This is a genomic window from Streptomyces sp. NPDC055078 (assembly GCF_053607985.1).
In genome coordinates this window covers 1-2,449 of record NZ_JBSGUP010000926.1, presented here as the reverse complement: position 1 = coordinate 2,449, position 2,449 = coordinate 1, and the positions used below count along the sequence as shown (strand labels likewise).

Here is a 2,449-nt window from a genome sequence, read left to right as displayed (position 1 = left end):
CGGCTCGGGCTCGCCTGACCTCAGCAGCGCGCCGTCGAGCCGGGCGCCGAGGCCACGGACCGCGATGGCCAGCTCGTCGAGTACGGGGGCGTACGTCCAGGACGCGAGGAGCTCCCCCCGGCGCGCGAGGGCCACCAGGGTGCAGAACCCCCGCTCGCCCCGGACGAACTGCCGGGTCCCGTCCACCGGGTCCACGATCCAGACGGGTGCGTCGCCGCGCAGCGCCTCGTAGATGGACGGGTCGGCGTGGACCGCCTCCTCGCCGACGACGACCGAGCCGGGCAGCAGCGCGGTGAGGGAGGCGGTGAGGTGCTCCTCGGCCCTGCGGTCGGCGGTGGTCACCAGGTTGTGCGGGCCGTCCTTCTCCACGATGTCGTGCGCGGCGAGCTGGCGGTAGCGCGGCATGATCTCGGCAGCGGCCGCCTTACGGATCGCCTCTTCGACATCGGAAAGATCCCCGGCCAGAAAGTCATCGATCATACGGACCAGCTAAGCATGCCCGTACGACATTGCGTCGCCGGGTCGCCGGGCCCGCCCGCCATGCCGCGTTCCCCGGGTGTTCACGGGGCACCGGAGCACTTCCGGGAGCCGGTCGGGACCGGACCCGGGACCCGACCCGGACTCGGGACCCGACCCGGGACCGGACCCGGAACGGGCTCCGGTACGGACCCACGAACCGAAGGCAGGCGGCCGGACCGCCCACGGAAAACAGCGTTGCGCGGGCAACGGCGGGGTCGTAGCGTGAGGAGATCGCGAACTTTGGTGCGTTAATCGAACGTTAGGGGTTGTGGTGGCCGGGAATGGCTGGGATCTGATCGTGGTGGGTGCGGGATCCGCGGGTGCGGCGCTCGCCGCCCGGTCGGCCGCGCGGGGCAAGCGGGTCCTGCTGCTGGAAGCGGGGCCGGACTACCGCTCCGCCGAGATGCCCGAGGTGTGGCGCTCCCCGAATCCGCTGCGGGCGCTCCTCGACCCGGACGCCGGGAAGGACCTCGTCTGGCAGGGGCTCATGGCCACCAGGACCGACCGGCAGGCTCCGGCGCCGTTCTGGCGGGGGCGCGGGGTGGGCGGGAGTTCGGCGGTCAACGGTCAGATCGCCATCCGGCCGACGATGGACGACTTCGCCGACATGGTCCGCGCGGGCTGCGACGGGTGGTCGCCCGAGGACGTACTGCCGTACTTCGCCCGGCTGGAGGACGACGAGGAGTTCGGCGACGCGCCGTACCACGGTCGCGGCGGCCCGGTCCCGATCCACCGGACGCCCCGTGAGGGGTGGGGCTCGGTGGACGCGGCGCTCGACCGGGCGGCCCGCGCGGCGGGATACACCTGGGCCCCGGATGTGAACGCCCCCGGCGCCACCGGGATCTCGCCGTATCCCATCAACTCCCGCGCGGGCCGCCGGGTGTCGACCAACGACGCCTATCTGGAGCCGTCGCGCGAACTGCCCGGGCTCACCGTGCGGGGCGGCGCGCTGGTCGACCGGGTCGTCTTCGAGAACGGCCGGGCGGTGGGCGTGCGGGTGCTCGACGGATCGTCGGCGGCCACCGAGTACGCGGATCTCGTCGTACTGAGCGCCGGAGCCGTCCACACACCGGCGATCCTGCTGCGGTCCGGCGTCGGGCCCGCCCGTCTGCTGCGCCCGCTGGGGATCGACGTCCTGCGGGACCTGCCCGTCGGTCAGGGCCTCCAGGACCATCCGGCGGTGTTCGTCAGCATCCCCCTCAACGAGGAATCGGCCGTCAGGACGCCCGACGACCGGCATACGAATGTCTGCGTCCGCTACACCAGCGACGACCCGGCCGCCCGGCCGAACGACATGATGATCACCTCGGGCAACCAGAACGTGCTGGCGATGGAGATCGCCGAGACCCATTTCGGCGCGGGCGCCTTCGGTCTGTGGGTCAATCAGGTCCACTCGCGCGGCGAGGTGCGGCTGGTCTCGGCCGACCCCACCGCTCAGCCCGAGGTTCGGCTGCGCATGCTCTCCGACGAGCGGGATCTGTCCCGGCTGCGGAGCGGGGTCAGGGAACTGGTCGGTATGGTGCGCGGCGCCGAGGTCGCCCCGATCACCGCGTGCTCGCCCGATCTGCTGAACAAACAGCTCCTCGCGGTCCTCGGCAACGACGCCGAACTGGACCGGCACCTGCTCGCGACGGCGTACGACGCGCAGCACGCGACCAGCACCTGCGCCATGGGCAGCCCATCCGCCGCCGGCACGGTGGTCGATCCCGAGTGCCGGGTGCTGGGGCTCGACCGCCTCCGGGTGGTCGACGCCTCCATCTTCCCGGCCGTCCCCCGCGCCAACACCAACCTCGCGGCCGTCATGGCGGGCGAACTGATGGCGGACCGGCTCGGCTGACCGCCGGCCGTTCGCGGTGGCCGCGCTGCGGGCGGACCTGGCCACGGGTTCGATATGCCCCGGTGGCCGCCCGGCCGGGGCACGACGGACGGC

The 2,449-nt window shown here is 72.9% G+C and carries 2 protein-coding genes; one reads left to right on the top strand and one right to left on the bottom strand.

The features are described from left to right. Positions 1–480 (bottom strand): inositol monophosphatase family protein (locus ACWF94_RS38655; RefSeq protein WP_453499682.1); only part of this gene is annotated, 480 nt, incomplete at its 3' end. 307 nt (positions 481–787) lie between these two features. On the opposite strand from ACWF94_RS38655, the gene ACWF94_RS38650 reads away from it, so the two are divergent. Next, positions 788–2,356 (top strand): GMC family oxidoreductase, encoded by a 1,569-nt coding sequence (locus ACWF94_RS38650; RefSeq protein ID WP_453499680.1) that lies wholly within the window; start codon positions 788–790, stop codon positions 2,354–2,356. Positions 2,357–2,449 lie beyond the last annotated feature (93 nt).